This window comes from Catellatospora sp. NPDC049133 (assembly GCF_040648455.1).
In the GTDB taxonomy this organism is placed as follows: Bacteria; Actinomycetota; Actinomycetes; order Mycobacteriales; family Micromonosporaceae; genus Catellatospora; species Catellatospora aurea.
In genome coordinates this window covers 60,704-87,343 of record NZ_JBEZDT010000023.1, presented here as the reverse complement: position 1 = coordinate 87,343, position 26,640 = coordinate 60,704, and the positions used below count along the sequence as shown (strand labels likewise).

Sequence of the window (26,640 nt, the reverse complement as noted above, 5' to 3'; positions counted from 1 at the left end):
CGTCACACCTCGATCTTGATCATCTTGAACAGCCAGGCCGCGCCGCCGATCACCAGCAGCACACCCAGCATGCTCATCACGATGCCCACCGGGTGGGTGTAGAGCGGGCGGATGTACTCGGCGCGGGTGAGGAACATGAAGCCGCCGATGCAGATCGGCAGCGCCAGCAGGATCCAGGCGCTGATCCGGCCCTCCGCCGACAGCGAGCTGACCTCGCGGTGCAGCGTCTCGCGTTCGCGCATGGTCTCGATCGTGGTGGTCAGCACCTCGGCCAGGTTGCCGCCGACGTCGCGCTGCACCCGGATCGCGACGACCGCCCAGGCCAGGTCCTTGCTGCGCATCCGGGTGGCGACCCGGTCCAGCGCGTCCTCGATGTCGACGCCCAGCCGGGTCTCGCCCAGCGCGCGGCCGAACTCGGCCGCGATCGGATCGGGCAGCTCCCGGGCCATCGCGTCCACAGCCTGCGCGAGCGAGAACCCGGAACGCAGCGAGCCGACGATCAGCTGCAGCGCGTCCGGCAGCAGCTCGCGGAAGGCGGTGACCCGTTTGGCCGCCCGGTTGCGGTGGTAGAGCGAGGTGAGCACCCAGCCCACCGGCGGTCCGAGCACCACCCCGGCGCCCAGGCCGACCGACATGGCCAGCAGCAGGCCGGTGATCAGGCACACCAGGGCCCGCAGCAGCAGCCACTCGTGCGGCCGCAACCGCATACCGGCCCGGTCGAGCTGCGTCGCCAGGCGGCCCTCGGCGTTGGCCGACTTCACCACCTGCTCCGACAGCGCGAGCGCGGCCGCGGCGACCTGGCCGGACTCGCCCTGCACGGCAGCCTTGCGGGGCGCGGCGACGAACTGGTCCACCTGGGTGAGGCGGCGTCGCCGCTCGGCCGCGGCCAGCATCGGGGAGACCACCAGCAGGAACGCGCCGAGCAGGGCGGCGAAGACCAGCCCGCCGAGCACGAGCAGCCAGGTCGGCCCCGGGCCGGGGGACTCCACGCCCACCAGCGGGACCGTCGCCCCGGTGTCCACGGCCAGGGCGATCGGCACCTCCGTACGCGCACCCGCCGCGCTCACCGCCAGCCGGACCTGCTGCCCGGCCAGGTCCGCCGGCACGGTGACCCGGACCAGCAACTGCACGGCGAAGGAGCCGGACGCTTCGGCGAACGCGTCGCCCAGCGCCGCCGGGTCGGCCACCGTGAAGGCGACGCCACCGGTGTCCCTGGACAGGCCGGCCAGGATGCCCGCCGTGGCGGCGGGCGTCTTGAAGGCGATCGTGTCGACCGGGATCGCGGCGGTCGCCTTCCGGGCCACGGCCAGCGTGGCCGTCGACGCCGTGTCCGCGCCGTCGGACAGCGCGATGATCCGGCGCTGGCCCCACTCACCCTTGCCGACCAGACCCGCGGCGGCGCGCACCCCGTCGTACAGCGCTGTCTCGCCCTTGGCCCCGAGCTTGTCGACGGCCCTCTCGGCGGCGGCGCGGTCCCGGGTCGGGGTGAGCACCACAGCCGCCGGCGCACCGGCGGTGACCAGGCCTATCTCGACGTCCGAGGGCAGCGCCCGCACGTAGCCGCGAGCCGCTTCCCGGGCGGCGTCGATCGGCGCGCCGACCATCGACCCGGAGGTGTCCAGCACCAGCACGACCGCTCGGCGCGGCGCGGTCGTCTCGCCCTGCGCGGCGCTGATCTGCGCACTGGTCACCGGCAGAGCCCGGTCGCCGACGGCGACGGCGACCCGGTCCAGCGCCGTGCCTGCGGGTAGGTCGGTGGCAGAGAGGTAGAACTCGACCAGACCCGCCTCCTGCCGCAGGCCGGATACGGTGATCCCCGGCTCGGCCAGGACTGCCCGTGACACGCCGACCGACAGCACGCCGGCAGTACGGCTCGACACCCCCGCGAAAGCCGACGCGGCAGCGTGAACCGGAGCACCGGTGACGATCGGAGCCGCGGCGGCCGTGAGCAGAACCACGCCGAGGCGCGCGACGGCTCCCGCCGGGCGCTTCACTGGCCCCTGCCGAACAGCTCGGGCCCCACGGTGATCCCGTGGTCGGCGAGGCGGTCGACGAAGCGCGGCCGCAGCCCGGTGCTGACCAGCGCGCCCTGATGGCGGCCGTACTGGTCCTGGCCGGCGCGGTGGTCGAAGACGAACAGATCCTGCAGCGTGATGACGTCGCCCTCCATGCCGGTGACCTCGGTGACGTGGGTGATCCGGCGGGTGCCGTCCCGAAGTCGGGCGAGCTGCACCACCACGTCCACCGCGCTGGCGACCTGCTCCCGGATCGCGCGCACCGGCAGGTCCATGCCCGCCATCAGCACCATCGTCTCCAGGCGGGCCAGCGAGTCGCGCGGGGTGTTGGCGTGCACCGTGGTCAGCGAGCCGTCGTGGCCGGTGTTCATCGCCTGGAGCATGTCCAGCGCCGCGCCGTCGCGGACCTCGCCGACGACGATGCGGTCCGGGCGCATACGCAGCGCGTTGCGTACGAGGTCGCGGATGGTCACCTCGCCGCGGCCCTCGACGTTCGGCGGGCGGTACTCCAGCCGCAACACGTGGTCCTGAAGCAGCCGCAGCTCGGCGGAGTCCTCGATGGTGATGATGCGCTCGTCGGGTGGCAGGAACGACGACACCACGTTGAGCAGCGTCGTCTTGCCGGTGCCGGTGCCGCCCGAGATCAGGATGTCGAGCCGGCCCTGCACGCAGGCGCGCAGCAGATCGGCGACCCGCTCCGGCATGGTGCCGAAGCGGACCAGGTCCTCGACGGTGAACGGGTCGGCGGCGAACTTGCGCACCGTGAGCGCGGCCCCGTCCAGCGCGATCGGCGGCACCACCGCGTTGACCCGGCTGCCGTCGGGCAGCCGGGCGTCGACCATCGGCGATGACTCGTCGACCCGGCGGCCGATCCGCGACACGATCTTGTCGATCACCCGGCGCAGGTGGGTCTCGTCCATGAACGCGGCGTCGACCGCGTGGATGTGCCCGAAGCGCTCGACGAAGATACGGTCCCAGGCGTTCACCATGATCTCGGTGATCTCCGGGTCGCGCAGCAGCGGCTCGATCGGGCCGTGGCCCAGGATCTCGTCGAGGATCTGCCGGTATGCCGTGGCGCGGTCGCCCGCGGTGAGGTTGGCCTCCTCCCGGGCCAGCACCTCGGGCAGCGCTTCGCGCACCCGGCGCTCCAGCTCGGCGTCGTCGGCGACGGTGTCGTAGAGCTGCGGCCCGAGCAGCTCCAGCAGTGCCTGGTGGGCGCGTTTGCGCACGGCCGCCAGCGGGTCGTACGCCCGCCGGGTGTTGCGCCGGCCGAACTGCACCGCACTGACCGGCACCGACGACACGGGCATGGCATGGCCGCCGACCGCGCCGGAGGCCTCGTTGACGCTGCTGATGCGCTCGCTGAGCACGCCGGGCGCGGCGGCGGGGGCGGGGGTGCCGCGCACACCGAGTCGGTCCTGCAGGGACATCGGGGTCAGCCCTTCTTCCGGGTGAACATGCCGCGCTTGGCGGGTGCGGGCGCGCCCAGGAACCGCTTGACCGCCAGTTCCCGGATGGCGCTGCTGACCGGGTGCTGCGGCTGGCCGGCGGCGAGCGGCACGCCGCGGTTGGCCGACACCGGCACGTCCCGGCTGCTTGGGATGAACCCGCTGATGGGCACCCGGATCACCTTCTCGACCTCGGTCATCGTGATGCCGACCTTGGAGTCGGCCCGGTTCAGCACAACGGTCCGGGCCTCGCGCCGGTAGTCGAGCAGGTCGAACATGTCGAGGGTGACCCGCAGGTTCTTCAGCGAGGGCAGCTCCGGCGTGCCGACCAGCACGTAGTGGTGGGTGGCGTCCAGCGCCGCCAGCATCTGCTCGGTGAAGGCGCTCGCGGTGTCGATGACCACGAAGTCGTACATGGACCGGGCCAGGTGCACCACCTCGGTGACGAGGTCGCGCGTGATCTCCTCGGCGATGGCGGGCTGGACCGGGGCCAGCAGCACGTCCACCGCCGCGCCGCCGGACTCGTACCGGGTCAGCATCGTGCGCAGGCCCGTCTCGTCGATCCGGTCCGCGACCGGGATGGCGTCGGCGATGGTCCGCTGCGGCGACAGCTGCATCATGATGGCCACGTCGCCGAAGGCCAGGTCCAGGTCCAGCAGGCACACGCGGCGGTGCCCCGTCGCCTTGGTGCCCTGCGCCAGCGTGACGGCCAGGTTGGTCGCGATCGTGCTCTTGCCGCACCCGCCCTTGGCCGCGAACACCGTGATCACCTGGCCGTCGGCCGGCTCGTCCGGGACACCCGGCTGCGGCCGCGTCGGCGGACCGGGCACCGCGGCCCGCCCGCTGGCCCGGTTGGCCCCGGCGAGCTGCCGCGACAGGTCGCGGGAGCGGGCGCTCGCGGCCAGCACGGCCGCGTGATTCGACGGATCGACCACTTCGCGGATACCTGCTTTCAACGCATCGGCCAGCACGTCGACCCCGAGTTCCGGGCGGAGCAGGACCACCCCGAGTTCCGGGCGGCGCAGCCGGCACTGCCCGGCGAACGCCACCGCGTCGGCCAGCGGCACGCTCGGCCCGAACAGCACCAGGTGCTCGTCGCGGTCGGTGTTCACCTGCTCGACCAGCGCCGGCGCCGAATCCACCACCACGGCGTCGCCCAGCAGCGTGGCCAGGTGATGGGCGAAGCGCGGATCGAACTCGTAGATGATCGTCATCGGATCGTCCTCAGCGGCCCACGGTGCGGTTGTCCACCGCGACGCCGGGCTTGACCCGGGTCTCCGAGGTGTCGGTCAGCAGCGCGAGGTAGATCTGGGCGATGCGCACCGAGTGCACCAGCTGCTCCGCCTGCTCCTGGGTGACCGCGACGGTGACCAGCAGGGTCACCTTGCCGTCCTCGGTCACCGCGACCTCTTCGCGCTGGGCCGAGGTCACCCCGTCCTCGCCGTACGCGCCGACGGCCAGCACCTCGACCCGGGGCAGCAGCAGCTTGGTGCCTTTGTTGTTCTCCCCGGTGATCTTCTTGTACGCCTCGTCGACCAGCGTGTACGTGGCGAACACCGCGATCTGCGAGCCCGGCCGGACGAACCCGCCGACCTCCTCCTCGACCGCCATCTTGAGGCTGACCGCCATCATCTTCTCGGGCACCGCGACGCCGCCCGACAGCTTCGTCGCAGCCCCGAACATGCCCCTGAGCAGCAACTGGCGCGGCTGCACGTCATGCGTCAGCACCAGCTCGTCCAGCTCGCCGGGCAGCGCGGTGAGCGCGTCCGGCGGCAGCGCGCCGGCGGGCATCACGACCTCCTCGGTCAGCCCGCGCGCCTTCACCGAGGCGCCGCTGGTGCCGGCCGGGATGCGCTGCGCCGCCACGACGACGGTCACCGCCTTCTGCCCCGCGGCCACCGAGTCGCGGGCCTTGCTGACGTAGAGGAGCACCGCCGCGGTGCCGAGCACCGCCAGGACGATCGCGAGCACCACGCCGAGAATGCGCCGGGTCATGAAACTTCCTTAGGGGTACGGGGTCAGCCGATGGTCTTGACGACCGTCGCGCCGAGACTGGAGGAGGTGCCGAACGATCCGGTCCACTCGACGACCGCGTTCGTGAAGTAGCCGTAGACGCAGTCGTCGTTGCCGCGGCACGGGCTGCCGCCGCTGAGCCAGGACTCGCGGTCGCGCGGGCTCATGCCGGCCAGCCGGTAGCCGGTGACCACGAAGGCGGCGAACCCGCGGAGGGTGTAGACGCCGTTGTTGCCGTTGTTCGTGACGTACTCGAAGATCGGGATGCCGACCGCGCGGCGCGCGTCGATCAGTGCGGTGAGGTCGTCCTTGCAGTCGTTGGGCGTGCCGTTGCCCGGGTCCGACCCGTACGTGCCGCCGGTGATCGTGGTGAGGCAGGACGAGTCGTGGTCCGTCCAGCCGAACCCGCCGGGCAGGTTGGACCCGGACGGGCCGGAGTTGCACGGGTTGGCGTCCGGGTGGCCGTGCACGTGCAGCACCCGCTCGTCGCCGGCCGTGGGCACCCCGGTGACGAAGTCGCCCGCGCCTACCGCGTCCAGGTACTCGCACAGCGAGAAGGTCAGCGCGAAGCCGCCCGCGGGCGGGCCCCAGCCCACCCGGGCGCACGCCTCGACGGTGGTGCCGTTGTATCCGCCGGCCAGCGACTGGGCGAAGACCGGCGGCAGGATGAGGCTGCCGCCCGGCACCTCGGTGCGGGTGCGCACCTCCGCCCAGGAGACGTCCGTCGGGCGCTCGCCCAGGCAGTCGGTGAGGTTGCCCTGCCCGGTGCCGGTGCAGGTGGGCAGGCGGGAGTCCGAGCCGCAGACGTAGCGGTAGCCGCTCACCCCGTCGGCGGCGTTGCTGTTCGCGTACGCCGACGTGGTGCCGGCCGCGGCCCGGCATTCGGCGTCGCGGGCCGGGTCGTTGCGGCGGGCGCAGTCGAGGGCGACGGCCATGGCCGCGGCGTCCGCGCCGGACTGCAGGTCCTCGCGCTCGACGTAGAGGCGTCCGACGTCCACGACCAGCGCGGTCATGCCGAGCAGCACCCCGCCGGCCAGCAGGATGGTGACGATGGTGGTGGCGGCGCCCCGGTCGGGCCGGTTCAGGAGCGGCATGGCATGACTCCCGTCGCGTCCAGCCGCACCGTTCCGTAGCCGGAACCGCCGAAGAGCGCGGCCAGGCCCGAGATCGGGGTGACGAAGGTGAACGTGTGCTCCACCCGGACGCGCGCGTCGGCGGTGGAGCCGGCGCTGCCGCACGGATTCGTGACGGTCACCGCGACCGGGGTGGACCCGAGCACCGCGCTGACCCTCGGGGCCGCGGCGGAGTTGGCGTTGGTGATGGTGACCGCCCGCGCGCCTTCCCTGGCCGCCTCGGTCACCCTGATCTGGGTGTTCAGCATCCGCCCGAAGTCGATGATGCCGAACACGAGCAGCAGCAGGAGGGGCAGCATGAGAGCCATCTCCACCGCCGCCGCGCCACGGTCGCGCCTTGTCATGGCTGCCTCGCACCTCTTCCCGGGACGTGGTGGCAGGGCCCGCGTCGGGCCGGCCCTGCCACTGCGCGGACCTAGATGGCGTTGACGACGGTCGTGAAGGCGGCCCGGATGTCGGTGCCGAGAGTCGTGACGATGCCGACGATGATGGCCGCGATCAGGGCCACGATCAGTCCGTACTCGACGGCGGTGGCGCCACGGTCACGGTTCGCCCAGGCGGCCTGGGTCTTGGTGATGAGCTTGAGCATGTGCGAGTGCACCCCCAGCAACGGCCGATCCGCGCCAGGCGGCCGGTCCACGACAGCTGCCGGCCGAGCGGCCGACTCCTGGGAGCCTGCCCAGTGAGCTACAGCCCGTCACTCCTATGTCATGTCAGCGTCACGTCGCGATCGAGGTGCCCGCCGAAGGCGATCAGCCGAACACCCAACGTGATCGTGAAATCGGCATCCGCCGGACAGCGACAGCCCGCGCACGACAGACCTCGCATGATCGGCCTATGTCATAGCTCGTCTAAAAGTCGCTAAACGGACAGGCTGCGGTGCCGTCCGGCCAGGCCTCCGAAATGCCTGCGCCCACGTCGGCGGGGCACAGTCGGCTTGCCGACACTCGCCGGCCGGATCGCCCGTTCGGGTGAGACTTCGCCCTGCTCAGGACACCTGCGCCAGCTCGCCGGCCGCGACCAGGGCCAGCAGGACGCCACCCAGCAGCGCGGGGCCCATCGGCAGCGAGCCGCGCCAGGTCACCCGCCGCAGAGCCAGCAGCACGACGGCGACGGCCCCGTTCAGCAGCAGGGCCAGCAGGCCTCCGAACAGCACCGCGCCCCAGCCCAGCCAGCCGAGCAGCAGTCCGGAGACCCCCGCGACCTTCGCGTCGCCGAGTCCGATCTGGCCGCCGGTCAGCAGCGCCAGCAGCCCGAACGCGCCCAGCAGTGCCGCGCCGCCGGCCAGCGCCCTGCCGTACGCCGACCAGCCGCCGCCGGTCGCGGCCGCGAGCGCCAGCAGCACCGCGACGGCCACCGCCAGCCGCCACACGATGGGGTCGGGCAGCCGCTGCACCGCCAGGTCGATCGCCACCAGCAGCACCCCGGCGACACTCAGCAGCAGCCCGGCGGCCAGCGCCCAGCCGTGGCCCGCGAGGCTCGCCGCGGTCGCCCCGGCTGCCAGCGCCCCCACCGGGACCGTCCACCAGGGACTCGGCCCCTGGCGTACCCCGCAGGAGGCGCAGCGCGCCGCGAACCGCCACCAGCCGGCCGGACCGGCGGCGAACGCCTGCCCGCATGCCGCGCAGCCGGGCAGCGCGGGCTCGCCCCAGGCCACCGACAACCGGTAGGCCACCCGTGGCGTCACCGCGCCGAAGAATGCACCCGCGGCCAATGACAACATCGTGACGGAGGAATCGAGGGGCATGTCGCGCACGGTACCTTGGCACGCACCCCGATCTCGTCCCCGCGGAGCCATGCTTTGCACACCCCTGACCGATACCCGCCCGAGCCCTTGGCGCAGCCGACCGAGCTGCTGCCGATCGTGCAGGCCCCACCCCGGCCACGCATGGGCGGCCGAGGCCCCGCCGTCATCGGCATCGCGCTGCTGGCAGCGTCCCTGGTGATCTTCGTGGGCGTGCTGGTCGCGCTCAAGATCGTGCCGAACCCGTTCGGCTCCGACGCCCCGCCGATCCCGGTCGCCACCGCGACCCCCTCCGGCCCACCGCGCACCGCGCGGTTCGCCCAGCCGGGTGACTGCGTGGCCAACCAGGGCACCGAGAAGGAACCCGAACTCGTGCTGAGCGAATGCGCGCCGGGCGCGCTGGAGGTGCTGGCGCGATTCGACGCGACCAGCGACACCGGGGAGTGCGCCGGTGTGAAGGACTACCGCTACCACTACTTCTTCGACAGCGAACTGGAGGGTTTGGATTTCGTCCTGTGCATGGGCGAACGTCCTTGATAATGGTGGTATGAGACCAGTACGAGGGGTCGCTCGGGCCATGCTCGGCGGGCTGTTCATCGCGGCCGGCGCGCAGGCGCTGCTGAAACCCGGTCGGTACGCCGTCAAGGCGGAACCCCTCGCGGAGCAGGTCGTGCCGCTGCTGGAAGCCGTCGACCCACGGCTGCCCACGGAGACCAAGACGCTGGTCCGGATGAACGCCGGCGTCCAGGTGGTAGCCGGTGCGATGCTTGCCACCGGCACCGCGCCCCGGCCCGCCGCGGCCCTGCTGGCGGGCACCCTCATCCCCGCCACGGTGGTCGGCCATCCGTTCTGGCGGATCGAGAACCCTGAGCAGCGCAACAACGAGATGGTGCATTTCGCCAAGAATCTCGGTCTGCTGGCGGGGCTGCTGCTGGCCGCCGTGGACACCGCCGGCTCGCCGAGCCTGGGCTGGCGAGGGCGCAAGGCCGTGCACGACGCGCAGAAGTCGGCGAAGAAGTCGTTGCGCAAGGCTCAGGAGAAGGCGTCGACGCAGTTACATCTCGGCTGATCCCGGGTAGGGGCGGGGTGAGCCGCCCAGACATCGGCGTTTCTTCGCCCCGGTCCGTGCCGTTGCGACATACAGAGCGTGCGTTTTCGCAGCCAGAGGTACCAGTGTGACGCCAATCACCTTAACTTCGCAGGCTGCGTTAACCAGCTAGAAATGTCGCAAAGTCGTGTGGGATCGGACACGGTCGGGTAACACGGGAGGTACTGGAGTGGTGCGCCGTTCTAGGCTGCTCAGCAGACACGAACGGGCTACCGAGACCCGACCCCTAAAAGGAGGTGGCGACGCCATGCCGGCACGCGGCGTGCGCAGTCTGCCCCGCCTCACCAGGACCCCCCGAATCATCCGTGACTGGAGATCCCCCCAGTGGGATCGTCGCACGCTCGTCCGGGTCGGCATCGTCGCCGCCATCTGCTACGCCGCCTGGGTGACGGAGCAGAACTTCGGACGGTGGTACGACTTCTTCGACATGAAGATCTATCACGGCGCGGTGGTGTGGTGGAGCGGCGGCGGCGAGCTGTACGAGTTCATCGCACCTGACACGACGCTCGGGTTCACCTACCCGCCGTTCGCGGCCCTGCTGATGCTGCCCATGGCAGCGCTGACACCTGCCGCCGCGGGACTGTTCAACCTGTTCTTCGGCCTGGTCGCGCTGGGTGTCGTGCTCGCCGCGCTGCTGATCCCCGTCGCCGACCGGTGCGGCTGGCCGCGTTGGCTGACCGTCGCCGTCGCACTGCCGCTGTTCGCCGCGATCGAGCCGGTGCGCGAGACGCTCGGCTTCGGCCAGGTGAACCTGCTGCTGTTCGCGGTGATCATGGCGGACCTGGTGGCGCTGCGCAAGGGCTGGCGCTGGGCCGGCGTCGGTGTCGGCATCGCCATGGCGATCAAGCTGACGCCCGCGCTGTTCATCGTGTACTTCCTGGTCAGCAAGCAGTGGCGGGCCGCGCTGACGGCCACGCTGTCGGGCCTGATCGCGACCGCCGCCGCATGGGTGATCGTCCCGCACGAGTCCGCGCTGTACTGGGGACACGTGATCTTCCAGACCGAGCGGGTCGGCGTCGCCGACATGACCCCCAACCAGTCCCTGGCGGGGCTGCTGTCGCGGCTGTACGACACCGCGACCGCGCCCAGCGTGCTCTGGATCGCGTTCGCGCTGGTGCTGCTCGCCGTGGGGCTGACCCGCGCCGCGGCGGCGCACGCCGAGGGCGACGAGCTGATCGCGTTCACCCTGGTCGGCCTGACCGCGAACGTGGTCAGCCCGATCTCCTGGACGCACCACCTGGTATGGGTCGTGCCGGCCGTCGTCGCGCTCGCCGATCAGGCGCTGCGCCGCCGGGCGGCCAGCCGCGGGCTGGCGGCCCGCGGGCGGTCCACGCCGGGGCTGCGCGAGCCGATCTGGTTCCCGGCGCTGGTCGGCGCACGGCACGCGGGTGCGGCGATCGCGCTCTACCTGCTGTTCCTGATCTCGCCGATCTGGCCGTACGAGCACCAGCTCCCGGCGGTGTCGCACTACGCCGACGGCCTGTTCGGCATGCTGGCCGAGAACTCGCTCGCCATCGCGCTGATCGCACTGGTCGCGGCACTGCCGTCCCGCCCCGGCGCCGAACCGGCGTTCGGCGGCAACACCGGCCCACGCCTGCCCGCCACCCGCCCCGCCCCCGTCGTCCCGACCCGCAAGGAGCCCGCGACCGCGGGCGCGCAGGCCGAGCGCTGACGCAGTTTCAGGGAAACTGCTGCTTCCAGCTTCACGGAAGCAGCAGTTTCCCTGTTTTTGCGCACCTTTCGCACAACACGGCGTCAGGGGCAGTTGACCCACTCGTCGGTGCCGTCGGTGAAGGTCTGGTGCTTCCAGATCGGCAGGCGTTGCTTGACCAGGTCCACGAGGCGGGCGCAGGCGTTGAAGGCCGCCGCGCGGTGCGCGGTGGAGACCGCCGCCGCCAGCGCGACGTCACCGATCTTCAGCGGGCCGTACCGGTGGGACACCGCCACGGCATAGACGTCGGGGTCGTCGGCGAGCTCCTGTGCCACCTCGCGCAGCACGTCGGCGGCGCTCGGGTGCGACTCGTAGGTCAGCGTCGCCACGGACCGGCCGTGGTCGTGGTCGCGCACCACTCCCGCGAAGCTGACCACCGCCCCCGCCCGGGGGTCCGCCACGGCCGCCTCGTGCGCCGCCACGTCCAGCGGATCGGTGGTCAGTTCGGCCAGCACGACCCGGTTCACGGCACCTCCACCAGTTCGACGGTGTCACCGGCGCGGCCGGTGGCGCCGGGCGGGATCACGGCGAACCCCTGCGCGCCGGCCAGGCCGCGCAGCATCGCCGATCCCACGTGGGACACCGGCCGGGCGAGGCCGTCGACCGGGTCGATCCGTACCAGCGCCAGATGGGTGTAGTCACCGCGGCCCGGCACCGGCTCGCCGAGGGTGACCTGTGGCAACGCCGGCTCGGGCCGACCGGCCAGCCCGGCCAGCAGCGGGACCACCAGGGACACCAGCGCCACCACGGCCGACTGCGGGTTGCCGGGCAGCCCGGCGACGAAACGGGTGCGCCCGCCGTGCGGCACCGCGGCGATCAGCATCGGGAAGCCGGGCCGTACCGCCACCGTGTTCACCACGTACGACGCGCCCAGCTCGGCCAGCGCCGGATGCAGGTGGTCGACCGGGCCGTGCATGGTGCCGCCGGTGGTGCAGACCAGGTCGACGCCGCTCTCCAGGACCGCCCGCAGCGCCTTGACGTGCGCGTCGAGGGTGTCCTTGATCGGTGCCGGCGGGGGCTCGCAGACCACGCCCAGCCGGCGCAGGTAGGCCGGCACGGCCGGGCCCAGCGCGTCGCGGATACGGCCGTCGGCCGGCGGTCCCGAGGTGAGCAGCTCGTCGCCGAAGACCAGCATGGCGGCCCGCGGGGCCGGACGCACCGGCAGCGTGTCATGCCCGCAGGAGGCGGCCAGGCCGATCACCGCCGGGGTGACCGGCGTGCCCGCGGGCAGCAGCGGCTCGCCGGCGCGGGCCTCCTCGCCCGGCATCCGCCATTCCCGCTCGGCCTTCGGGGTGCCGTCGACCAGGTCGCCGCTGCGCGTCGAGTGCTCGACCCGCAGGATGGCCTCGGTCCCCTCCGGCACCATGGCCCCGGTCGCGATCTCGACCGCGACCCCGTCACCGGACAGCGGCGCGGGCACGTTGCCGGCCAGCACGCGGCCGGTGACCCGCCATGGGCCCCGCCCGCGCAGCGCCCAGCCGTCGACGCTCGACGTGGGGAACGCCGGCAGGTCGCTGCGCGGCGCCAGGGCGGTGGCCAGGGTCAGCCCGTCGGCCTCGGCCAGCGGCACGGTGACCGGGGCGAGCTGCGCCCGCCAGCCCGCGGCGTGCACAGCGCGGCGGGCCGACACCCAGTCCTCAGGCGCGGTCATGCTTCCTCCTCGCTGCGCGCAGCGTCAGCATGACCCGGGAGCACTTGATTCGCTCCGCCGCGCTCGCTCATGCTCTGAACCCTAGACCTGTGTGCCGGTGCCGGCTGATGCCGGATGGTCCGCGCCGCGCAGCTGTTCCACGGCGTGGGGGAGCACCTGCGCCAGCACGGCGAGCCCGTCGCGGACCCCGCCGGTGGAGCCGGGCAGGTTGACCACGAGGGTCCGTCCGGAGACCCCGGCGACGCCGCGGGAGAGCGCGGCGAGCGGGGTCGCTCCGCTGCCGCGCACCGCGTCGGCAATGCCGGGGACCTCGTAGTCGACGAGTTCACGGGTGATGTCGGGGGTGCGGTCGGTCGGGCTGATGCCGGTGCCGCCCGTGGTGACGATCGCGTCGGGCCGCTCGGCCAGGGCCGCTCGCAGCGCCTGGCGCACCGGCTCGCCGTCGGGCACGACCACCACGTCGGCCACCTCGCAGCCGAACGCGCGCAGGCCGTCCGCGAGCAGCGGGCCGCCCCGGTCCTCGTACACCCCGGTTGCCGCCCTGGTCGAGGCGACGATGACCCGGACCTTCGGCGCACCGAGGTTTGGCCCGGGGTCCGGCCGGGAAACCGCGGGCATGGCTCCGCGCTCCCAGAGGCCGGTCTTGCCGCCCTCCTTGCGCAGCACCCGCACGCCGTCGATCACCGCCGCGGGATCGACTGCCTTGATCATGTCGATGAGCGCGAGACCGGCCGCCGCGACGCTGGTCAGAGCCTCCATCTCGACACCGGTACGGTCGGCGGTGCGAACGGTCGCCTGGATGTCCACCCCGTCGTCAGTGACGGTGAGGTCCACGGTGACGCCGTGGATGGCAATGGGATGGCACAGCGGAATGAGATCAGGGGTGCGCTTGGCGGCCATGATGCCGGCGAGCCGCGCCACGCCGAGCGCGTCGCCCTTCGGCACGCCCCGCCCGCGCAGGAGATCGAGCACGTCACGCGTGGTGACGACGCGACCCGCCGCGACGGCGACACGCAGCGTGATCTCTTTGCCCGCGACGTCGACCATCCGGGCCTCCCCGCGGGAGTCCACATGAGTCAGCTGAGGTGAGGAGGGAGCTGTTCCTTCTGTCACGACATGAGCCTAGTTGCTTCCTGGGCGAACACTGGAAGCGAACACTATGCGTAGGCGACCCACCACCAAACGTGATAAATCGCCATAGTTATTTGAAATGTGAATGCACCACTAGAAATCGACCGTGCAGAAACTACGCTCTGCATCAGACGTTGGCAAGCACAGGGGTCGAGTGGAAAGGAGTCGGAGATGCGCACCTTCGAGTGGCACTGACAATCGCTTAGGCTGTCCACACTCACGACCATCTGTCTCTGACGGAAGAGGTCCGACGTGGCCAGCCAGACCCCTGCTCCACAGCAGGCCGACCAGCAGCTCAAGCTGCTTGTTCGTTTCGTCGCGCTCATCGCCGGTGCCGTGGTGCTAGTCGCCGTCGGCACCGCGGCGAGCAGCGGGGTCGACTCCCGCACGGCCCTGCAGGCCGTCGCGCTGACCGCTTTGATCACGTTCGCCTCGCTGACCTCGGTGCGAGTGCGGGTGGGATCCAACAACCTGGACGTGACCTGGGCAGACTCAGCACTGCTGATCGCAGCGGTGCTGCTGCCGCCGCAGTGGGCGGTGCTCTGCGCCGCCGTCGGCATCACCATTGAGAAGTCCACCCGCAAACTGCCGCCGATCAAGTTCGTCTTCGGCGTGGCCAAGGGCATCGTCAACTGCGCCGTCGCGGCGGTGACCCTGGCCCTGGCAGGCGGTGCCGCTGATCCGCCGCTGGAGCACCTGGGCCCGCTGGCGCTGGCCTACCTCGCCGCCCTGATCGCCGACGAGATGACGATCATTCCGGTGATCGCGCTGGCGACCGGCACGAGCATGCGCGACCGCTTCCTCGCCGACCTGGACCTGCGCCTCGGTTCGGCGTTCGTGCGGTTCGCCGTTGCCGTGCTCACGCTCGCCGTGCTCGGGGCCGAGCCGCAGCTGCTCATCGCCATTCCGGCGATCGTGTTCAGCCTGCACCTGACCTATCGCGGCCGCCTGCGCGCTCGGGCCGAGCGGCTGGCCTGGCAGCAACTGGCCGAGGCCACCGACGCCATGAACGTCGTGCAGATGGAAACCGTGCTGCACACCGCCGTCCGCAACGGCGCGCGCCTGTTCTCCGCCGACCGGGTCGAGATCGAGGTATGCCTCGACGGCGTGCAGCAGTCGGTCCACGGCACCCAGAGCGCCATCACCTACCACGGTCGGCCCGATCAGTCCCCGGCGGACGAGGCGACCACGGCCGTCGTCCCGCTGATCGGCGACAACGACGGCGAGCGCGTCGGCGAGCTGCGGCTGTGCTTCCAGGTCCCGGTCGCCCTGTCCGAGCGGGAGCAGTTCACCCTGCGGGCGTTCGCCGGCGCGCTGTGCACGGCGATCCGCAACGCGGCCTCGTACGCCCAGCTGGAGCAGATGGCCGGACAGCACCAGCACGATGCCACCCACGACCTGCTCACCGGGCTGCCCAACCGGCGGCGGCTGCAACTGGACACCGAGGACGCCCTCGACCGCAAGCGCGGCGGGCGCGGCGTGACCGCGCTGCTGGTGCTCGATCTCAACCACTTCAAGGACGTCAACGACGCCCTCGGCCACGGCGCGGGCGACCAGGTGCTCATCGCGGTCGCGCAGCGGCTGTCGGCGGCCGCGGGCGACGAGACACTGGTCACCCGGCTCGGCGGGGACGAGTTCGCGGTGCTGCTGCGCAACCTGCCCGCCCCCGCGCTCGCCCTCTACCAGGCCGAGCACCTGCTCTCCACGCTGCACGAGCCGGTCGACGTCGACGGCATGCCGCTGGTCGTGTCGGCCAGCGCCGGGGTGGCCACCGGGCCGTGCGAGGGCGGCTTCGTCGAGCTGCTGCGCCGGGCCGACATCGCGATGTACCAGGCCAAGCGCACCGGACGCTCGGTGGCCGCGTACGCCCCCGACAACGACACCGCCGACCGGGCCCGGCTCGTCGTCGGCGGCATGCTGCCGCGGGCGGTGGCGGAGAAGGAGTTCATCCTCCAGTTCCAGCCCATCGTCGACCTGGCCAGCGGCGAGCCGATCAGCGCCGAGGCGCTGGCCCGCTGGCAGCACCCGGACAAGGGCATGGTCGACCCGCGCAGCTTCCTCGGCTCCATCGAGCGATCCGGCCTGCTCACCGCGTTCACCGACGCCGTGCTCGACCAGGCGCTGGCCGGGGCGGCACGCTGGCGCGAGCTGGGCTGCCGGTGGCCGGTGGCAGTGAACATCTCCCCGCGCAGCCTGCTCGACCGCCGGCTGCCCGCACTGGTGACCCGGCGGCTGGACGACCACGGCCTGCCCGGCGACGCGCTGGTGCTGGAGCTGACCGAGTCGCACACCGTCAGCCAGCTGGACATCGTGGACAAGGTGCTGGCCGAACTGGCCGAACTGGGCTGCATGATCGCGCTGGACGACTTCGGCACCGGATACTCCTCGCTGTCGGTGCTGTCCCGGGTGCCCGCCAAGGAACTGAAGATCGACCGCTCGTTCGTGACGCAGATGGAGAACACCCCCAGCGCCGCGGCCGTGGTCCGCTCCCACCTGGAACTGGGCCGCCACCTCGACCTGCTGGTTGTCGCCGAGGGCGTGGAGCGCGACAGCCAGCGGCACATGCTCTGGGACCTGGGCTGCACCGCCGGACAGGGTCACCTGTTCGCCAAGCCGATGCCGATCGAAGAGGTCCTCGCGCTGATCAGCGCGGACGACGGCCCCGTCCGGCTGGCCCCTCCGCTGCACGACCCGAACGCAGTGGTGCGCATGCCGGCCAAGCGCAGCCCGGGCCGCACCCCCCGCGCTTCGGGCACCACCGGCAGCAACGGCGGCTAGCGGGTGTCAGACTCCTCCGCATGAACGAGCGGATGACCGGCACGGTGCCCCCTGTCCGAGCCGCGCACCCCGGGATCCCGGCGTGAGCAGCAGGGCCGGGGACCGCGGTGTCCGCGGCACACCGGGCCGGATCTGGCGATCGCTCGACCTCGCCGCAGGTGGACTCGCCGCCGACCTGGGCCTGTATGCCCTGTCCGCGCTGTTCGCCTGGTCCACCGCGGCCGGCTCTACGCTCGCCTCGCACCGTGCCTGGGGCGCGGTCGCCGTCTGGGGCTACGCCGCCGCGACCCTGGCCGTCCTCATCCAGCTCCTCCTGCGCCGCCGCGCTCATGATCACTCGACTTGCCGGGCAGGTGGGTCAAAGCGCGCCCAAGATACGCACGAGTGCCAGGCAACTCCGACGATCTTGACCGGCGCGGTCCGGGACCGGACGGCACGGGGGAGCGGGGAGGTCGCGCGGGCTTGGGTGACGGTCGGGGCGTGGGTGGCGGTGACGCTGGTGCCGCTCGTCGCGCAGGCGGTAGCGCGGGCGGGCGGGATGAGCGGGCGGGCGCAGGAGGAGGTGCTCGTCGTCGAGGAGTCGGCGCGGCGCCTGCTCGACACCGGTACGCCCTACCTCGGCCGCGAGGGCATCGCCGCGCTGCCCGAACCGCTGCTCGGATACACGCCGTACCAGCCGGGGATGGCCGTGTTCGGATTGCCCCGCGCGGTCTTCGGCGACAGTTGGTGGACCGACGCGCGGATCTGGTTCGCGCTGGTCACCGTGCTCGTCGTGGCACTGGCGGCACGGCTGCTGCGGGACGGCAGCACCACCCGCGACGCGCTGCTCGTGCGCGCCGTACAGGCCGCGACCGTGCTGCCGCTGTGCGCGCTGACCCTGGCCACCGGCGGCGACGACCTGCCGGTGCTCGCGCTGTGCCTGCTGGCGTTCGCGCTCGCGGCCCGGGACCGGTTCGGCTGGGCGGGCGTGGCGATCGGCGCGGCGGCGGCCATGAAGCTGCTCGCCTGGCCCGTCGCGCTGGTGCTCGGCGCGTACGCCCTGGTCCGCAGGTCGGGCGGCCGCTACGCCGTGGGCGCGGCCGGTCTGCCCCTGCTCACGCTGGCCCCGGCGCTGCTGGTGGACCCGGCCGCCTTCGTGGAGAACGTGATCCGCTTCCCGACCGGCCACGGCCTGGTCACCAGCCCTGCCGCATCACCCCTGCTCGGCTACCTGATCGCCCAGCACGTCCCCGGTGGACGGCTCGTCGCGCTGGCCCTGCTCGCGCTCGCCGGCCTGGCCGTCGGCCTGTGGCTGCTGCGCCGCCCGCCCCGCGACGCCGGCGCGGCGGCCCTCATCACCGCCACCGGCCTGCTCGCGGCCATCATCCTGCTGCCCGCCACCCGCTTCGGCTACCTCCTCTACCCCGCCGCCCTCGCCCTCTGGTCCCTCCCCCTCCGCCCACCCCCTCCCGTCGATCATGAACTTATGGCACGGTTCGGCGGCGTGTCGCGGGCACAAACTCATGATCACCCGAATGTGGGCTGACCCGGCCCCACGGCGTCAAGCCGTCAGGGCGTAGCCGGCCGCGGCGGCGGCGAGCCCGGCCGCCACGCTGACGGCGACGTTGGCGAAGGCCTGGCCGAAGCTGCCCGTCTCGACGAGCTTGACCGTCTCGTACCCGAAGGTGGAGTAGGTCGTCAGCGCGCCGCAGAACCCGGTGCCCAGCAGCGCCGTCACACTGCCCGGCACGGCCCCGGCCAGCGCCGCGCCGGTCAGCAGGCCGAGGATCAGCGAACCCGCCACGTTCACGGTCAGCGTTCCCCACGGGAAGACCGCGTCGTGCCGCGCCTGCACCGCACGGTCCACCAGGTAGCGCAGCGGCGCGCCCACGGCCGCCCCGAGCGCCACCAGCAACACGGTCACCGCTCCTCCTCGCTCTGCTCGTCGTCACGGTGGGCCTGAACCCGCCGGGTTCGCTCGCGAGACTCGCTCACCGTTCCTCCCCGCTCCGCTCGTCGTCACGGTGCGCCCCAGCCCGCCGGATTCGCTCGCGAGACTCGCTCACCGCAGCACCTCGACCGGGTCCAGCATGACCAGGCCTTCGAGGCTCAGTTCGGCCAGCTGCGGCAGGAAACCGCGGATACGCTCCTCCGCGTCGACGATGACGACCATCATGGGCAGTTCCTCGGCCAGCGACAGCAACCGGTCGGTATGGATGCGCGAGTGCGTGCCGAATCCCTCGACGCCTCGCAGCACCGACGCGCCCGCCAGCCCGGCCGCGTGCGCCCGGTGCACGATCTCGGTGTACATCGGGCGGTGCCGCCACCGGTCGCCCTCGCCGACCAGGATCGTCAGGCGCAGACCGTTCACCGTCGTACCAGCCATCGGGTCACCACCATCCCGCCGTACACCGCCGGCAACGCGACCAGCAGCGTGCCCACCAGATACACCGCCGCGACCGCGACCGCTCCGGCGTCCGCCAACCGCACGATGTCGACGGTATAGGTGGAAAAGGTGGTGTACCCGCCCAGCACGCCGGTGCCGAGGAACGGCCGCAGCAGCCGCCGCCCCGGCCAGACGTGCGCGACCAGTGCCATCAGCACCCCGATGAGCAGGCAGCCGGTGACGTTTACCAGGAAGATCCCCCATGGGAACCCGGTGGGGGAGGGCGGCAGGAGCCGGCTCACCGCGTAGCGGGCCAGCGCGCCGAGCACACCGCCCGCGGAGATCACCGCGAGCACGTCCCACTGCCTGCGCATGCCGACTGGCCTGCGGTCAGATCGCCATGTCCACGAAGCGCGAGAAGTGCAGCTGCGCGGCGACGGTGATGGTGTCAGTGGGGCCGTTACGGTGCTTGGCCACGATGAAGTCGGCCTCGCCCGCGCGCGGCGACTCCTTGTCGTAGTAGTCGTCGCGGTGCAGCAGGATCACGACGTCGGCGTCCTGCTCGATGGAGCCGGACTCACGCAGGTCGGACAGTTGCGGCCGCTTGTCGGTGCGCTGCTCGGGGCCACGGTTCAGCTGGCTGACCGCGATCACCGGGCACTCGACCTCCTTGGCCAGCAGCTTCAGGCCACGCGACAGCTCCGAGACCTCCTGCTGGCGGCTCTCGGTCTTCTTGGGCGAGCTCATCAGCTGGAGGTAGTCGACGACGATCAGCTTCAGGTTGTGCCGCTGCTTGAGGCGGCGCGCCTTGGCCCGGATCTCCATGAGGTTCATGTTGGGCGTGTCGTCGACGAAGATCGGCGCCTCGGAAATCTCGCCCATGCAGCGGGCGAGCTTGGTCCAGTCGTCGTCGGACAGCTGCCCGGAGCGCAGCACGTGCAGCGGCACCCGCGCCTCCGCCGACAGCAGACGCATCACGATCTCGGTCTTCGACATTTCCAGCGAGAAGATGGCGCTGGCCATGTCGGCGCGAACCGCGGCGTGGCGAGCGAAGTCCATTGACGCAGTTGACTTGCCCAGACCGGGCCGCCCGGCAACGATGATGAGCTGGCCGGGCTGGAGGCCGCTCAGCAGCCGGTCCAGGTCGCTGAAGCCGGTCGGCACGCCGCGCATGCTGCCGTCGGCCGCGCCGACCGCCTCGATCTCGTCCAGCGTCGGCTGGATCATGTCGGCGAGGATCGCGAAATCCTCGCTGACCCGGCGCTCGGTCACGTCGTAGATCGCCTGCTGGGCGAGGTCCACGACGTCGTCGACGTCGCGGCCCGAGCCGGCCGCGGAGCCGTAGCCCAGTTGCACGATCTTCGTGCCGGCCTCGACCAGGCGGCGCAGCACCGCGCGCTCGCTGACGATGCGTGCGTAGTAGGACGCGTTGGCCGCGGTGGGCACTGTCGAGATGAGCGTGTGCAGGTACGGCGCACCGCCGATGCGGGCCAGGTCGCCCGCGCTCTCCAGCACCGCCGCGACGGTGATCGCGTCGGCTGGCTCGCCTCGGCCGTAGAGGCCGAGCACGGCGTCGAAGATGGTGGAGTGGGCGGGGCGGTAGAAGTCGTTCGCCCGCAGGATCTCGACGACGTCGGCGATGGCGTCCTTGGACAGCATCATGCCGCCGAGCACGCACTGCTCCGCGGCGACGTCCTGCGGAGGGGTCTTCTCGAAGGGCACCTGTTCGGCCGCCGGGGCTGCCTGGACCGCGGTGAACTGCCCGCGTACGCCGTCCCCGACCGATGTCACGGCGCCTCCCCTCACAACCCGATTCGATTGACCCTAGGCGCGTGAATCACCCCGCACAAACACCCGCGGGGACGAGACTGGGGGCAACCTGTGGACAACCCGCCCCAGCCTGTGGGGGACCCTGTGCACAGCCTGTGGACAACTTTCCCCCACAGGCTGTGGATAACGCCTTGACCTGCGATTTCACTTCACACAGGCTGTGCAAACAAGATTCTTTGCAAGATTTTTATCTGGCGTGGCGCGGGTCATAAGATCGCCAGTTGCCTATTCTCGCCGGTTCGGGGGATTGCCTGAGATATCGGTCTCCGCCAGGCTCCGACCGTGGGATATCCGGATTGGTCGTCACAGCACGACGGCTGGGGAGCGCAGCCGCCTGCCGCGCCCAACGTGCGGGCGGGCGGCTGGCCGGGGCCGTCGGACCCCACCATCCCCCGGCAGCGCAACGCCGTCGACCGGTACGGCACCGCCGACGACTACGGCCAGTCCGCGGATTACGGCCAGGCCGCCGACGCCGGCTTCCACACGTACGTCACCGGCGAGAACTACGACGGCTACGACGACCGCTGGCCGGACAACCTCGCCAACCTCCACACCCCGGAGACGCGTCAGGGCTACGGCACCGGCTACGACGAGCCGTCCCGCACCGAACGCGACTACTGGACCGCGCTGCTGTGGGCCGCCGGCTTCTACGCCGTGCCGCTGGTGGTGCTGATCGTGCGCGCGCTGCTGCTCTCCGGCCGGTCCGACCCCGCCTGCGTGGCCGCCGGGCTCGGCGGTTGCGAGTCGGAGCGGTCGGCCGCGCTCGGCGACCTCATCGCCGGGTCACCGCGCTGGGGTCTGGCGCTGCTCGGCGCGCTCGCCATGGCGGCGGTGCTGCGCTGGGCGAGCGACAGCTGGCGTCCGGCCACGATCGGCTTCTGCTCCGCCGTGGTGGCCGGCGGCGCGACGACTGTCCTGCTCAGCATCATCTGAGGCGTTCTCGCCAGATCACGGCGAGCGCACGGTTTGGTCACGACCGGTTCCGCTTTCATCTCAGGTATGCCACGGAAGCGGTAAATGATCATCAACGCGCTTCCCATGAAGTCCGGTATCCGACCCGGCCGGAATCACCCGGCCCGGACCGGCTTCACGGGAGGTCCCGATGAGACTGAGAAGCTCCGCCGTAGTCGTCTGCGCCCTGCTCGCCCTGGCCGGCTGCGGTTCCAGCGACGCGCCGAACAGCTCCCCACATCCACCCAGCCGGGGCGACGGCGCGCAGAACGAGACCGGACCGCAGCGCCCGTCGCGCGACGACCTGTCCACCTTCGCGCTAGACGTGGACACCGCCTCGTACGGCTACACCGCCGGCCGCCTGCGCGACGGCCGGCGGCCCGACCCGGACACCGTGCGGCCCGAGGAGTTCGTGAACTCCTTCGACCAGCACTACCCGCAGCCGAAGGGCGACGGCTTCGCCGTGCACGTGGACGGCACGCGGCTGCCCGCCTCGCACGAGGCCTCCGGTGACACCCGGCTGCTGCGCATCGGCCTGCAGACCCGCGGTGAGGACAGCGAGCAGCGCAAGGATGCCGCGCTCACCTTCGTCATCGACGTGTCAGGCTCCATGGCCGACCCCGACCGACTCGACCTGGTGCAGGATGCCCTGCACACGCTCATCGACCAACTGCGGCCCAGCGACGCGGTGGCGATCGTGACCTTCAACGACCGCGCCAAAGTGGTACGCGAGATGACCCGGGTCGCCGAGAAGCAGCGGCTGCACGACGCCATCGACTCGCTGCGGGCAGGCGGCAGCACCAACCTCGGCGACGGCCTGGTCACCGGGTACGAGACCGCGCGCGACGGCTTCCGTACGGGCTCCAGCAATCGGGTCATCCTGCTGTCGGACGGTCTGGCCAACACCGGCACCACCGATGCCGACCGGCTGCTGCGCCAGGTCCGCGAGGAGGCCGACAAGCAGATCGCGCTGCTCGGCGTCGGGGTCGGCAGCGACTACGGCGACGAACTGATGGAGCGGCTGGCCGACCGTGGCGACGGATTCGTGGTGTACGTCTCCGAGCGCCGCCAGGCCCGGGACGTCTTCGTGCGGCGGCTGCCCGCGACGCTGGCGCTGCGCGCGCTGGACGCGAAGGCGCAGGTCCAATTCGACGCCGCGACCGTCGCGTCGTACGAGCTGGTCGGGTACGAGAACCGGCAGGTAGCCGACGAGGACTTCCGCAACGACCGGGTCGACGGCGGCGAGGTCGGCCCGGGGCACTCGGTGACCGCCCTCTACCTGGTGCGGCTCAAGCCGGGCGCGACGGGCCGGATCGCGGAGGTGCGGGTGCGGTGGCTGGACCCGAGCACGAAGCAGCCCTCCGAGACGTACGAGTCGATCGCGGCCGGTGACCTGACCGGGGAGTTCGCCTCGGCCGACCCCCGGCTGAAGGTCTGCTACGCGGCCGCCTTCTTCGCCGTGGCACTGCGCGGCGGTGACGGTGCCCGCGCCGTGAACCTGGCCGACCTCGCGAAGATCGCCGACGACGCCGCCGACCGCCTCGACGAACGCCCGGTCGACGACCTCGCCGACCTCATCCACACCGCCCAGCGCCTGTCCTGACCAGCCCCACCCCTGCCGCAACTCTTAACGAGTCGCGGTCATGAGCCCGGCCGGATCGCCCAAGGGTTGCGGGCCGGTTCGGGCTGGCCCGGCGGGGTGGAGTGGGTGGGACGGCAGCAGGCCCCCGGACCGAGTGGTCCGGGGGCCTGCCGGGTGTTACGGGGTCTTACTTGGCGGCGACCACGTTCAGGTTGAACTTGGCGGTCACATCCGGGTGCAGCTTGATCTGCACCGTGTAGCCACCGGTCGACTTGATCGCCGACGGCAGCTCGATCTTGCGCTTGTCCAGCGTCGGACCGCCGGCGGTCTTGACCGCCTCGGCGACCTCGGTCGCGGTCACGGAGCCGAACAGACGGCCGCCCTGGCCGGCACGCGCCGACAGGGTGACCTTCAGGCCCTCGAGCTGCGACTTGATCTCGTTGGCGTGGCCCAGGTCGCGGACCTCACGAGCCCCGCGGGCCCGCTTGATCGACTCGACCTGCTTCTCGGCGCCCTTGGTCCACAGGATCGCGAAACCCTGAGGGAGCAGGTAGTTACGGCCGAAGCCGTCCTTGACCTCAACGATGTCGCCGGGAGTGCCGAGACCGGACACCTCGTGCGTCAGAATGATCTTCATCAGGTGCCCTCCTCTCAGCGACCGGTGGTGGTGTACGGCAGGAGCGCCATCTCGCGGGCGTTCTTGACCGCACGGGCGATCTGCCGCTGCTGCTGCGTGGTCACGCCGGTCACCCGCCGAGCGCGGATCTTGCCGCGGTCGGAGATGAACTTGCGCAGCAGCGCGGTGTCCTTGTAGTCGATGTAGGTGATCCCCTCCTTGTCGAGAGGGTTCACCTTCTTCTTCGGTTTGCGCAGGGCCGCAGCCTTCGCCATGATCTCTACCTCAGTCTGTTTCCACTGACCGGGGACCGTGCACGGTCACCTGTCAGAACGGTGGCTCGTCGTCGAAATTGCCACCCGAACCGCCTGCGGGAGCAGCCGTCGCCCACGGGTCGTCGGAGAAGCCTCCGCCGCCGGAGCTGTTGCCGCCGCCGCTGGAGCCGGAGCCGTAGCCCCCACCGCCTCCGCCGCCGGAACGCGACATCTTCTGCACCTTCGCCGTGGCGTACCGCAGCGACGGGCCGATCTCGTCGACTTCCAGCTCGTAGACCGTGCGCTTCTCGCCTTCCTTCGTCTCGTACGACCGCTGGCGCAGCCGTCCGGAGACGATGACGCGGGAGCCCTTCTGCAGCGACTCGGCTACGTTCTCCGCCATCTGCCGCCACATGTTGCACGACAGGAAGAGCGGCTCGCCGTCCTTCCACTCGCCGGACGCGCGGTCCAGCGTGCGGGGGGTCGAAGCGAGACGGAACTTCGCCACAGCCGCACCCGACGGGGTGAAGCGCAGCTCAGGGTCGTCGACAAGATTGCCGATGACCGTGATGGTGGTTTCTCCAGCCATGACCTTCTCCTCGGTTCACATTTGTTCTGCCGCAAAGGTTCCCACAGGGATGCGACAGCACACGTGAAGTGGTCCGGGCGTCGCGGGTGTCGGGAAGGTCAGCGAACTTCCGGACGGATGACCTTGGTGCGCAGCACGGACTCGTTGAGTCGCAGCTGGCGGTCCAGCTCGGCAACGGCCGCAGGCGTGGCCTGCAGGTCGATGACGGCGTAGATGCCCTCGGCCTTCTTGTTGATCTCGAAGGAGAGCCGGCGACGGCCCCACACGTCGAGCTTCTCGACCGAACCACCCGAGGTCCGGATCACGTTGAGGTACGTGTCCAGGGACGGGGCAACGGTGCGCTCCTCGAGACTGGGGTCGAGGATCACCATTACTTCGTAGTGACGCAAGACGTACTCACCTCCTATGGGCTTGGCGAGGCCGGTGACCGGCCTCTTCGGCTACGGACTGTCCGTAGCAGGAGGTCTGCGTCGTTCCATGCGAATGCCGCGGGATCTGCCCGCGGCACACGGAACCCGACCATGTTACCTGGTCGCCCGCCCGCGCCCGCCGTCGCCGCCCCACCGCCGCGTCACGCCCGCCGGCACCCGGCCGCCCGACCTGGCCGAGATCACCCGACTTGCCAGGCAGATGGGCGTATGAGCAGTCAAGATTCGCCCGATTGCCTGGCAAGTCGGACGATCAAGCACGGCGGCGGCCGGCGTCGGGATGTCGACAGACGGCGAGACGCGGCCACCTGATCCAGGTGACCGCGTCTCGTGAGGAGGACCGCGGGGCGCTCTTTCCGAACTGCTGGGTGGGACCTGGGGAGGAACGACCACACCGACGATGTTGGAGAGAAGCGCCCCGCGGAGTATCTGTAATACTACGCGAACTCTGCCCGAGTTGCTCGCTGAGCGATAATAGCGCGGATTGCCCCGGCTGACACGCCAACGACACACACTGTCGCGATAATTGCTAGAAGTCCGATTGGCCCCTTGTCAGGGGAAGTGGAGGACGCCCGGTCGGCGTTGAGCATGTCGCCGTCCTTGTCGATCAGCGACACCGCCGCCGGCGACTCCTCGACCCCGCCAGCCTGCTCGTCGTCCTCGCCAGGAGTCGGGAACAGCGTCACATCGGGATCCGCCACGTTCGGCTCCTCGGTCCCCGGCGCCTGCGTGTCGTTGCGGCTGGTCGAGCGGCTGGTGCCCGGCTGGCTCGCCGCCTTCGTCGGGCTGGGCTTCGCGGACGGCTTGCGGGTCGGCGTCGAACCGCTGTTGCTGCTGCCCTGCCCGCTGGTCGAGCCGGAGCTGGACGGGGTCGACGTCGAGCGGCTGGTGACCTCGACGGTCAGCGGCTCGAAGGTCGGGTTCAGGTTCAGCAGGCACTCGGGCACCATGGCGACCTTGACCGGGCCGCGGTGGAACTGCACCTCGACCGTCTCGCCGTCGGCGACGTCCGCGCTGTCCTTGCCGTCGATCTGCAGGGTCGCACCCTGGCCCAGGCCGTTGGTGAGGCGCACCTTCGACTCCGCGGCGACGGTGATCTTCGTGGTCGCCGGCTTGGAGCCGCACAGCAGCAGGCCCAAACCGCCGCCGCTGAAGCTGACGCCGGGCGCCGCCTCGGGCTCGGCGGCCCCGGCCGGGCTGGCGCCGAGCAGCGGCAGGCCCGCGAGAAGGCCGGCCGCCGCGAAGGCCGCGGCTCGCCGACGGATGGCGTACGACATGACGCATCTCCCCCTG

General features: G+C 71.4%; 27 protein-coding genes. 7 read left to right on the top strand and 20 right to left on the bottom strand.

Annotated elements, in window-relative coordinates; genetic code table 11:
- Positions 1–2: 2 nt before the first annotated feature.
- The 8 genes from AB0B35_RS25230 to AB0B35_RS25195 all read right to left on the bottom strand — a co-directional run bounded on the left by AB0B35_RS25230 (position 3) and on the right by AB0B35_RS25195 (position 8,356).
- The gene (locus AB0B35_RS25230) at positions 3–1,844 is read right to left on the bottom strand and encodes a type II secretion system F family protein (RefSeq protein ID WP_361049440.1); all 1,842 of its coding nucleotides are present in this window, start codon (positions 1,842–1,844) and stop codon (positions 3–5) included.
- A gap of 146 nt (positions 1,845–1,990) precedes the next feature.
- A complete protein-coding gene (locus AB0B35_RS25225) occupies positions 1,991–3,445 on the bottom strand; it encodes a CpaF family protein (protein WP_361049438.1) in 1,455 nt (484 codons plus the stop codon).
- A gap of 5 nt (positions 3,446–3,450) precedes the next feature.
- Positions 3,451–4,677 carry a P-loop NTPase gene (locus tag AB0B35_RS25220; protein WP_361049436.1) on the bottom strand — a complete coding sequence of 409 codons (1,227 nt, stop codon included), beginning with the start codon at positions 4,675–4,677 and terminating at the stop codon, positions 3,451–3,453.
- Between the two features lie 10 nt (positions 4,678–4,687).
- On the bottom strand, positions 4,688–5,458 hold the full coding sequence (locus tag AB0B35_RS25215) for an RcpC/CpaB family pilus assembly protein (RefSeq protein WP_361049434.1): 771 nt from the start codon (positions 5,456–5,458) through the stop codon (positions 4,688–4,690).
- A 23-nt stretch (positions 5,459–5,481) separates the two neighbouring features.
- Positions 5,482–6,570 (bottom strand): pilus assembly protein TadG-related protein, encoded by a 1,089-nt coding sequence (locus AB0B35_RS25210; RefSeq protein WP_361049432.1) that lies wholly within the window; start codon positions 6,568–6,570, stop codon positions 5,482–5,484.
- The gene (locus AB0B35_RS25205; RefSeq protein ID WP_361049430.1) at positions 6,558–6,953 is read right to left on the bottom strand and encodes a TadE family protein; all 396 of its coding nucleotides are present in this window, start codon (positions 6,951–6,953) and stop codon (positions 6,558–6,560) included. The genes AB0B35_RS25210 and AB0B35_RS25205 overlap by 13 nt, the downstream gene beginning before the upstream one ends.
- 71 nt (positions 6,954–7,024) lie before the next feature.
- The gene (locus tag AB0B35_RS25200; protein ID WP_361049429.1) at positions 7,025–7,198 is read right to left on the bottom strand and encodes a Flp family type IVb pilin; all 174 of its coding nucleotides are present in this window, start codon (positions 7,196–7,198) and stop codon (positions 7,025–7,027) included.
- Positions 7,199–7,597: 399 nt separating this feature from the next.
- Positions 7,598–8,356 carry a prepilin peptidase gene (locus tag AB0B35_RS25195; protein ID WP_361049427.1) on the bottom strand — a complete coding sequence of 253 codons (759 nt, stop codon included), beginning with the start codon at positions 8,354–8,356 and terminating at the stop codon, positions 7,598–7,600.
- Between the two features lie 54 nt (positions 8,357–8,410).
- Between AB0B35_RS25195 and AB0B35_RS25190 the strand changes: the two genes are divergently transcribed.
- The 3 genes from AB0B35_RS25190 to AB0B35_RS25180 all read left to right on the top strand — a co-directional run bounded on the left by AB0B35_RS25190 (position 8,411) and on the right by AB0B35_RS25180 (position 11,133).
- Positions 8,411–8,890: a hypothetical protein gene (locus tag AB0B35_RS25190; protein ID WP_361049425.1), complete on the top strand. Its 480-nt coding sequence runs from the start codon at positions 8,411–8,413 to the stop codon at positions 8,888–8,890.
- A 10-nt stretch (positions 8,891–8,900) separates the two neighbouring features.
- Complete coding sequence (locus AB0B35_RS25185; RefSeq protein ID WP_361049423.1) at positions 8,901–9,422, top strand: DoxX family membrane protein; 522 nt, start codon at positions 8,901–8,903, stop codon at positions 9,420–9,422.
- A gap of 286 nt (positions 9,423–9,708) precedes the next feature.
- Complete coding sequence (locus AB0B35_RS25180; RefSeq protein ID WP_361049421.1) at positions 9,709–11,133, top strand: glycosyltransferase 87 family protein; 1,425 nt, start codon at positions 9,709–9,711, stop codon at positions 11,131–11,133.
- Positions 11,134–11,216: 83 nt separating this feature from the next.
- On the opposite strand, the gene AB0B35_RS25175 is transcribed toward AB0B35_RS25180, so the two are convergent.
- From AB0B35_RS25175 to moaCB, 3 genes are all read right to left on the bottom strand, one after another.
- Positions 11,217–11,639 (bottom strand): molybdenum cofactor biosynthesis protein MoaE, encoded by a 423-nt coding sequence (locus AB0B35_RS25175; protein ID WP_361049419.1) that lies wholly within the window; start codon positions 11,637–11,639, stop codon positions 11,217–11,219.
- Positions 11,636–12,823, bottom strand: coding sequence for a molybdopterin molybdotransferase MoeA (locus AB0B35_RS25170; RefSeq protein ID WP_361049417.1), 1,188 nt, complete (start codon positions 12,821–12,823; stop codon positions 11,636–11,638). The genes AB0B35_RS25175 and AB0B35_RS25170 overlap by 4 nt, the downstream gene beginning before the upstream one ends.
- Positions 12,824–12,904: 81 nt before the next feature.
- A complete protein-coding gene (moaCB, locus tag AB0B35_RS25165) occupies positions 12,905–13,903 on the bottom strand; it encodes a bifunctional molybdenum cofactor biosynthesis protein MoaC/MoaB (RefSeq protein WP_361049551.1) in 999 nt (332 codons plus the stop codon).
- A gap of 303 nt (positions 13,904–14,206) precedes the next feature.
- Here moaCB and AB0B35_RS25160 point away from each other — a divergent pair, with 303 nt between their 5' ends.
- Both AB0B35_RS25160 and AB0B35_RS25155 read left to right on the top strand, forming a co-directional pair.
- Complete coding sequence (locus tag AB0B35_RS25160; protein WP_361049415.1) at positions 14,207–16,732, top strand: EAL domain-containing protein; 2,526 nt, start codon at positions 14,207–14,209, stop codon at positions 16,730–16,732.
- Between the two features lie 82 nt (positions 16,733–16,814).
- Positions 16,815–18,257, top strand: coding sequence for a glycosyltransferase 87 family protein (locus AB0B35_RS25155; RefSeq protein ID WP_361049413.1), 1,443 nt, complete (start codon positions 16,815–16,817; stop codon positions 18,255–18,257).
- Between the two features lie 15 nt (positions 18,258–18,272).
- Here the strand turns inward: AB0B35_RS25155 and crcB (AB0B35_RS25150) are convergent, their stop codons facing one another.
- The 4 genes from crcB (AB0B35_RS25150) to dnaB all read right to left on the bottom strand — a co-directional run bounded on the left by crcB (AB0B35_RS25150) (position 18,273) and on the right by dnaB (position 20,819).
- Entirely contained in the window at positions 18,273–18,635 is a 363-nt protein-coding gene (gene crcB, locus AB0B35_RS25150; protein ID WP_361049411.1) for a fluoride efflux transporter CrcB, read from the bottom strand.
- A gap of 138 nt (positions 18,636–18,773) precedes the next feature.
- Positions 18,774–19,097, bottom strand: coding sequence for a DUF190 domain-containing protein (locus AB0B35_RS25145; protein WP_361049409.1), 324 nt, complete (start codon positions 19,095–19,097; stop codon positions 18,774–18,776).
- Positions 19,079–19,471 (bottom strand): fluoride efflux transporter CrcB, encoded by a 393-nt coding sequence (gene crcB, locus AB0B35_RS25140; protein WP_361049407.1) that lies wholly within the window; start codon positions 19,469–19,471, stop codon positions 19,079–19,081. Before crcB (AB0B35_RS25140) ends, AB0B35_RS25145 begins: the two co-directional genes overlap by 19 nt.
- Positions 19,472–19,487: 16 nt before the next feature.
- Positions 19,488–20,819: a replicative DNA helicase gene (gene dnaB, locus AB0B35_RS25135; RefSeq protein ID WP_239120468.1), complete on the bottom strand. Its 1,332-nt coding sequence runs from the start codon at positions 20,817–20,819 to the stop codon at positions 19,488–19,490.
- 390 nt (positions 20,820–21,209) lie between these two features.
- Between dnaB and AB0B35_RS25130 the strand changes: the two genes are divergently transcribed.
- Together AB0B35_RS25130 and AB0B35_RS25125 are read left to right on the top strand one after the other, a co-directional pair.
- Positions 21,210–21,860 (top strand): hypothetical protein, encoded by a 651-nt coding sequence (locus AB0B35_RS25130; protein ID WP_361049405.1) that lies wholly within the window; start codon positions 21,210–21,212, stop codon positions 21,858–21,860.
- Between the two features lie 169 nt (positions 21,861–22,029).
- Complete coding sequence (locus AB0B35_RS25125) at positions 22,030–23,481, top strand: von Willebrand factor type A domain-containing protein (RefSeq protein WP_361049403.1); 1,452 nt, start codon at positions 22,030–22,032, stop codon at positions 23,479–23,481.
- Positions 23,482–23,647: 166 nt separating this feature from the next.
- On the opposite strand, the gene rplI is transcribed toward AB0B35_RS25125, so the two are convergent.
- The 5 genes from rplI to AB0B35_RS25100 form a co-directional block, all read right to left on the bottom strand.
- Complete coding sequence (gene rplI / locus AB0B35_RS25120) at positions 23,648–24,097, bottom strand: 50S ribosomal protein L9 (RefSeq protein WP_361049401.1); 450 nt, start codon at positions 24,095–24,097, stop codon at positions 23,648–23,650.
- 14 nt (positions 24,098–24,111) lie between these two features.
- Positions 24,112–24,351 (bottom strand): 30S ribosomal protein S18, encoded by a 240-nt coding sequence (gene rpsR, locus AB0B35_RS25115; RefSeq protein ID WP_120317647.1) that lies wholly within the window; start codon positions 24,349–24,351, stop codon positions 24,112–24,114.
- A gap of 52 nt (positions 24,352–24,403) precedes the next feature.
- A complete protein-coding gene (locus AB0B35_RS25110; protein WP_191838515.1) occupies positions 24,404–24,919 on the bottom strand; it encodes a single-stranded DNA-binding protein in 516 nt (171 codons plus the stop codon).
- Positions 24,920–25,017: 98 nt separating this feature from the next.
- Positions 25,018–25,308, bottom strand: coding sequence for a 30S ribosomal protein S6 (gene rpsF, locus AB0B35_RS25105; RefSeq protein WP_120317645.1), 291 nt, complete (start codon positions 25,306–25,308; stop codon positions 25,018–25,020).
- A gap of 476 nt (positions 25,309–25,784) precedes the next feature.
- Complete coding sequence (locus AB0B35_RS25100) at positions 25,785–26,624, bottom strand: hypothetical protein (protein WP_361049399.1); 840 nt, start codon at positions 26,622–26,624, stop codon at positions 25,785–25,787.
- Positions 26,625–26,640 lie beyond the last annotated feature (16 nt).